Source organism: Novipirellula artificiosorum (assembly GCF_007860135.1).
Lineage (GTDB): Bacteria > Planctomycetota > Planctomycetia > Pirellulales > Pirellulaceae > Novipirellula_A > Novipirellula_A artificiosorum.
This window is the reverse complement of record NZ_SJPV01000001.1, coordinates 920,981-927,198: the sequence shown is the minus strand read 5'-3', so window position 1 is coordinate 927,198 and position 6,218 is coordinate 920,981. Positions and strand designations below refer to the sequence as shown.

General features: G+C 55.0%; 6 protein-coding genes and 1 pseudogene. 4 read left to right on the top strand and 3 right to left on the bottom strand.

Going from position 1 to position 6,218, the window contains the following annotated elements; all coding sequences use genetic code 11:
• Positions 1-496: 496 nt before the first annotated feature.
• Positions 497-871 (top strand): hypothetical protein, encoded by a 375-nt coding sequence (locus tag Poly41_RS03260; protein WP_146524459.1) that lies wholly within the window; start codon positions 497-499, stop codon positions 869-871.
• A gap of 415 nt (positions 872-1,286) precedes the next feature.
• Here Poly41_RS03260 and Poly41_RS03255 read toward each other — a convergent pair whose 3' ends face one another.
• Both Poly41_RS03255 and Poly41_RS03250 read right to left on the bottom strand, forming a co-directional pair.
• Complete coding sequence (locus Poly41_RS03255; protein ID WP_146524458.1) at positions 1,287-1,994, bottom strand: hypothetical protein; 708 nt, start codon at positions 1,992-1,994, stop codon at positions 1,287-1,289.
• A 67-nt stretch (positions 1,995-2,061) separates the two neighbouring features.
• Positions 2,062-2,802 (bottom strand): PepSY-associated TM helix domain-containing protein, encoded by a 741-nt coding sequence (locus tag Poly41_RS03250; RefSeq protein ID WP_146524457.1) that lies wholly within the window; start codon positions 2,800-2,802, stop codon positions 2,062-2,064.
• A gap of 245 nt (positions 2,803-3,047) precedes the next feature.
• On the opposite strand from Poly41_RS03250, the gene Poly41_RS03245 reads away from it, so the two are divergent.
• Together Poly41_RS03245 and Poly41_RS03240 are read left to right on the top strand one after the other, a co-directional pair.
• Positions 3,048-3,731 carry an SDR family NAD(P)-dependent oxidoreductase gene (locus tag Poly41_RS03245; protein WP_146524456.1) on the top strand — a complete coding sequence of 228 codons (684 nt, stop codon included), beginning with the start codon at positions 3,048-3,050 and terminating at the stop codon, positions 3,729-3,731.
• Between the two features lie 33 nt (positions 3,732-3,764).
• On the top strand, positions 3,765-5,672 hold the full coding sequence (locus Poly41_RS03240; protein WP_146524455.1) for an alpha/beta hydrolase family protein: 1,908 nt from the start codon (positions 3,765-3,767) through the stop codon (positions 5,670-5,672).
• A gap of 63 nt (positions 5,673-5,735) precedes the next feature.
• On the opposite strand, the pseudogene Poly41_RS03235 reads toward Poly41_RS03240, so the two are convergent.
• Positions 5,736-5,900 (bottom strand): annotated as a pseudogene (locus Poly41_RS03235) (ECF-type sigma factor); the annotation flags it as partial.
• A gap of 92 nt (positions 5,901-5,992) precedes the next feature.
• Between Poly41_RS03235 and Poly41_RS03230 the strand changes: the two are divergent.
• Positions 5,993-6,211, top strand: coding sequence for a hypothetical protein (locus tag Poly41_RS03230; RefSeq protein ID WP_146524454.1), 219 nt, complete (start codon positions 5,993-5,995; stop codon positions 6,209-6,211).
• Positions 6,212-6,218 lie beyond the last annotated feature (7 nt).

The following is a 6,218-nucleotide window of genomic DNA, read 5'->3' as shown; positions in this document are numbered from 1 at the left end:
GAAAGCAAAAGTGGCATTGAGAAAATCGTACGGCTTCAAAACCGACGAAGTCTATGAAACTGTGCTATACCATGAACTCGGGAAACTTCCGGAGCATGACTTGGCCCACCAATTTTGTTAACGAGGCTGATTTCAAAGCCACATCTCCCAAAGCCGAAGACTTTTCAATTCGTCTACGTCGCAAACCCTGACGGATGAATGGGCAACAGAAAAGCAGTCATGTCCAGCCAAGCCCGTTAGAGTCTCAATTCAAAGAGACCGAATTGTAAGATCTAGGCTTGGAGACTCAGTTCATCAATCCTCCCTGGTTACGGTGCCTCGAATCGTTTTCCGCAGGTTGAAGCAGGAACGAAATAAGAAAGCCAAGAACTAAGGCAAGAGCGTTTCGGTAAACGACAATGTGATCGAGATCGAAAGCAGCGACGCTTTCCAAGACACACCTGTGCTGGACATCAAGAGTTGACACGAAATGTAACAAACTGAAATGCGAAAACAGATGAAGCGAATTCCAATGAGACTGTCAAACCTGTTGCCGCCTGTCCTGTGTTCGGGCATGGTGCCGCTGGCGTCGATCATTGTCACCATTATCATTATTGCGAGCTTCTCCAGCATTCAGGCTGCCGACGACACCCAAACTCTTCCTCCCATCGAATGCCCGCTCAGCAAGGCTGGGATCGACAAGACGAAGCTGAAGCCATTCGAAGAAGTCGAGGATTACATCAACTTCCTTGAGCGTTCAGATCGAGCTGAATGGCAAAAGCCGGAAGCCGTTGTGCAGGCGTTGGAACTCAAGGGAACCGAAACGGTCGTGGATCTGGGATGGTTCAGGCTACTTCACATTCCGACTTTCGAAGGCGGTGCCACTGGGTAAGGTGATTGCCATCGACAGTCAGCCCGCGATGGTGCGGCACATCCATCGAAAGGTGTTGATAGGAGAATGGCCCAACGTCAGAGCAAAGGTTGGGATCCATCATCGAGGAACACCCGTTCGTCGTTTCAGATAGTTCGAAAGGTATAGCGGACGTGACAATCAAAGTCTGGGCGATCATTGCTGGTTTAGTGATCTTGGCAATCCATATCGTGATCCTGGTCGGTGTCCGATTGCTGCTCGACCGAAACAAAAAGAAGTAGCGTGTTCACTTCTCCTAGCGAGGGACCCCGCAACTTTGATGTTGTTGACCGGTAGCGGTTTGAAATGGTCTGAGCAAAAGCGAGCCTGCGTTGTGTCCTGCGCCAGACCCATGCGTGTGCAAGGAGGCGATAGCGGGCCGGAGTTGAGTTTTCTATCAAGCCAGCGCGGCTTGTACCCACATAAAGTAGGCGAACACGGCCATGCCGAGTACGAACGAGATCACCACGCCGATGCGGTGGGGCGAGTGCCAACCCATGTAGAGCGAACTGAGCACGAGCACGATCAGGCCGATGGCCAGGGCATCCATGCTGAAGCTCCATATCTTGGTGGGAAGCCAGTCGCGTTGCCGTTCGCCAAGGTTGCCGGTGAACACGTGCATTTGGTTGATAATGGCGGCAATGGATCTGTTTTTTGGAGTGACATGGTTGATGGCGGTGTCGCCGGAGTCTAGTTGCACGGTGACGAAATCTCGCACGTTGGGACGCATACACAGGAAACCGAACGTTCCGGGGGCGGGCTCACGCATGAAGTAAACCTCGCCGCGCAGGTTGAGTTGCCGCATGATGTCCCAAGCTTTATCGAGGCGTGTGCCAGACTCGGGCATGTTGACATGAGCCTCTTGTTTGACGCGATCGGGTTGTCCCCCAGTGAACCACATGGGGTTGTTCATGAAAAGACCGGAGAGCGAGAACACCCACAGGAACAGCAGCATATACATGCCTAGGTAGATGTGGATCTTACGGTTCCACTTTTTGAGTGTGGTCGAGGGAGCAGGGGAGAGGATTTCAGTTGGGGTGGCGGTACCCGTCGAAGCGGATTCGGGGGTGTTGGTTTCGGGCTTGTGTTCGTTGGTTTCGGTCATCGTGCATCCGCGTTTTGGCTTGAGGTGGGAAGGGTTTGTGTCACGCGTGTTCGAGGCTGGCGCGGAGTCACGATGCAGCGAGCAGGGCGTAGGTGATGGCGGCGAAGGAGGCGAAACCCAAGCCCAGCAAGGCAAGCCCGGCCTTTCGTTCGGCCTTGATGACCAGCCACAGGTAGATACCGGTGACGGTCAGGAAGAGCGTGAGGTAGACGGTCCAGTCGGCGACCCAGCTCCAGGCTTTGGAGCCGGACCAATTGGGGCCCTTGGTTTTGTGCGGTCCCGGGTTGCGGTGCAAGTAGGACATGGTGTCGATGAAGTTGAAGTCGCGATACTGCAGGGTGGCTTCCTGCTTGGCGACGTTGAGTGTGACGATCGTGGTGCGGCCCGGAACCATCAGGGTGATCTTCTTTTGACCGCCGCGGACCGGGCCGAACGAGAAGAGCTCGCCTGAGAGGTTGAGTTCCTGCAGGGCGTGCTCGGTGAGCTCCGAGGCGGCGGCGCTGTTGGCCTGGTTGCCGGCCTGGAGCGCGGCCCTCTTGGCGACAGGGTTGTCGGTGATCGCCTTGGCCTCGTCGAGTTTCTGCTTGGCGAGTGTCAGGTTGTCGCTAACCTGCGCGGGGATGCTTAGCGGGACAGTCGAGGTGGATTCCGTGAACTTGGGGTTGTCGGGATCGCGCGGACTTGGGTGGTTCATCAACAGGGTGCTGATTGCGAACAGCACCAGGAATGGGCACAGGAAGACGCCGATGTAGAGATGCAACTGTCGGTTGAGCTGGTAAAAAAGCTTGCCGAAGAGGATTTTCTTCATTAGGTTTGCGTCCAATTTTCCAACCACGAGTACCCGAAGGTGATGGGTTGTCCGGCAAATCGTCGGACTTATCGATTTTCGCTTGAAATGCGATGGTTAACAATGGGCACGGCGAGTCTCGCCATTGTATCGAGCGTATTCGTCAGCAAATTCAAGTTCAGTAGGCATTTGCCCATTCAAAGCGGTTACGATCCACATTATGAGCGGACGGATTCTGGAATATTGCCTCGAAAACAAGAATCAACATGAGTAGTTTGCCGAGTTTCAGCTTGCAGGACAAAGTCGTGGTGGTCACGGGTGCCGGTCGTGGCATCGGTCGAACCATCGCATGGGATGCTCACAAATCGGGAGCGCGTATCGCGGTTGGAAGCCGTACGACCGCCGAGCTTGAGTCGCTCGCGGATGAAATCGAGCAAGCAGGCGGTCAATGTTTCGCTCATGTGCTGGACGTCACGGACATAGCGTCGATCCACACCTTTATGGCGGCCGTTGTGAAACAGTACGGACGTCTTGACGTTCTGATCAACAACGCCGGCTACAACAAGCAGCAGAAGATACTGGACTACGACGAACAGCAATATGACCTGATTGTCGATTCCAATCTGAAGAGTGTGTTCTTTTGCAGCCAAGTCGTTGCTCGACAAATGATGGCTCAGGGTGACGGTGGTTCGATCGTCAACATTTCTTCACAGGCCGGAGTGGTCGGGGCACCCGACCGCGGCCCGTACAGCGGCGCAAAAGGCGGTGTCAACAATCTCACGCGAACGATGGCAGCGGAGTGGGCGGAGCATGGGATTCGCGTCAATGCGGTTGCTCCCACGGTGACTCGAACCCCCATGGCGGAGCAAGCGATGAAAGAGAATCCCGCCTTCTTCGACGCCGTCAGAACCAAGAACCTTCTGCGTCTGGAGAATGTCAAGTTTACGTGATTGAATCAGTCATTTGGATGGAGAGAAGATAGGGTGAAAGTATTGCTAACCGTGATGGCTGGGCTGTTGGTATTTGCCGCCTCTGCATCAGGAGCAGAAACAGCTCCTGTGAAGACGATGTCACCTCCCGAAATTTGGGAGGGCTATGATCCTCGCGCGGAGCCGCTCGATGAGGAAGTCCTGAAAACGTGGGAGCAAGACGGCGTTCGCTATAAAGAGGTCTATTTCAACGGCGAGCAGTTTGACGGCAAATATGTACGGATTTACGGGATGTACGCTGCGCCCGCCGGCGGCAGAAATCTGCCGGGTTTGGTTCATATCCATGGCGGTGGACAGACGGTTAATGAAAGCTGGCTCCAGAAGCTGACCGGTCGCGGCTATGCGGTGATGACGTTTAACTGGGGCGGCGAGTGGCCGAAGCGGCAGCGTTATACGCTTTGGAACGGGGTTGAGAACGGTGACCATAAGAAACGGACGGGCCACCAGGTGACCCTGCCCACACCACGGAGCGACGCCTACTATCTGTGGACGCAGGCCTCGATGCGGGCGGTGACCTATCTGGAGCGTCAGCCGGAGGTGAATGCGGACAAGATCGGGGCCTACGGAATTTCCATGGGCGGCTCGATGATGTGGAATATTGCCTTTGATCCGCGCATTAAGGCGGGTTGCGCCATCTATGGTGCGGGGTGGAATACCTATGCCTATGAAGATCCGAGATACTCGGTCGGGATGCCGGAGTATCGGCCCAGCGCAAATGATTTACGCTGGCGTGCGTCGCTGGCTCCGGAGGCGTCGGCTCCCTACGTGAAGTTTCCCATGTTGTTTTTGAGCTCCTCCAACGACCGCCATGGCTATATGGATCGTGCGGAGCAGTCCTTGGATCTGATTCCGGCAGGTGTGCCCAGGGCGTGGGCACTGACGCCGCGTTTCCGCCATCATATCGGCTTGGATTTTGTGCATGACCTGCCCGCCTGGTTTGATGTGCACCTCAAGGGTGAGGGCACTTGGCCCGACAATCCGGAAACGGCCATCGCATTGGGGCAGGATGCTGTTCCTATGTTGAGAGTGAAACCCGCGAACGCGCAGGACGTGGTGAAGGTTGAGGTGTTCTGCGGACTTGAAACGCCTTTCGCTGTCAATCGGCACTGGCGTAATGCGACGGTTCGCGAGTCGGGAGGCCTGTATACCGCAACGATCCCCGTGATGAACGCGAGAGAATATCTGTTTGCCTTTGCGAATATCTTTTACAAGTCGGGCGTCGTCATCTCGAGTCCACTGGAAGCCGTGATCCCGTCAAGCCTAGGTGCGGTGGCAACAATTAAGGAACCGTGTCGTGTCCTCTACGACGGCAAGGAGGGGGTAGGAAGCTGGACGTGCAACTCGACCGGTACCGATCCGATTCCCGGACGAATCGATAAGCGGCTTAACGCGGTGGTGGGGCCAGAGGGCAAGCCTGGTTTTTCCGCCAAAGGCGTGAGTCCCTTTACCTATGCGCCGAGTGATCCCGAGTTTCGCGCACCCAAGGGGGCTTCACTGCAGTTTGATATGAAAACGGAGACGGGTGAAGACTTCACCGTGAAGTTGCACAAGAACTACTGGGTGGCTGACTTTCAGACCTATTCCTGCAAGGTTGCATTGGACGCGGATAGTGGATGGCAGACGGTGACCTTGCCCCCGTCCCGCTTTCAGAATGAGAAGACCGGTGCATCAATTGGTGACACGATCAATGAGGTGGGAGTGCTGGAACTGTCGCCGCAGAACAGAATGTGGCAGGACTCGAATGTGATCTTTCGCAACTTCCGGTGGGTGGGGGGCGAATACGTGCCCCATGTGCATGCGTATCGAAGGAAGGATGCCGAGACAGATGCAGCGCTAACCCACCGTGATGACGCGGATCATTTACAGGGACTGGGCGTGGTGAAAAGCAATCAGAGAAGGTGAAATTAACGACGGAGATCATAACTCTCGATTCGCCTATCCCCGTAAGGATAGGTCCAGAGTTCTTTGCCGTCGACGAGCGGTTTCAATCAGAATCCGCCGCATCGCTTCGGCTGCCGCAGCAAAAAAGTGGCCATAACGGTCCCACCGTTGAACATTCTTATCACCGACCAGGCGCAGGTAGGCTTCATGCACCAGAGCCGTTGTACTCGGAACGGAAGTGTTTAGCATTTCATGGCGTCAAGCCATCGGTGACCATCCGACGGAAAACGATTATGCTACAGTGGTAACCGAGTGGCTGACTTATCTACACAAAGAATCTGATGATGAACAAGACTCAGAAGCAGAGAGTGATCGCGATCAATGCAGCGGTGTTGGCAGCGGGGATGCTTGCGTCTTTTGTACTTCCATTGATTGTGGAATCTTTGATTGATGGTCGTGGTGCGTTCTTGCGAGCCCTGACTCACATTTTTCCGCTCGTCTGCGCCATGGCGTTTTCGTGCAGCTTGATGGGTAAGGCGATTCCTGAGTCTGCGGAGTGATTCCGAG

Coding starts and splice junctions, on each gene's coding strand:
- Poly41_RS03250 (WP_146524457.1), bottom strand. CDS start 2,802: ATGAAGAAAATCCTCTTCGGCAAGCTTTTTTACCAGCTCAACCGACAG.
- Poly41_RS03260 (WP_146524459.1), top strand. CDS start 497: ATGAAGCGAATTCCAATGAGACTGTCAAACCTGTTGCCGCCTGTCCTG.
- Poly41_RS03245 (WP_146524456.1), top strand. CDS start 3,048: ATGAGTAGTTTGCCGAGTTTCAGCTTGCAGGACAAAGTCGTGGTGGTC.
- Poly41_RS03255 (WP_146524458.1), bottom strand. CDS start 1,994: ATGACCGAAACCAACGAACACAAGCCCGAAACCAACACCCCCGAATCC.
- Poly41_RS03230 (WP_146524454.1), top strand. CDS start 5,993: ATGATGAACAAGACTCAGAAGCAGAGAGTGATCGCGATCAATGCAGCG.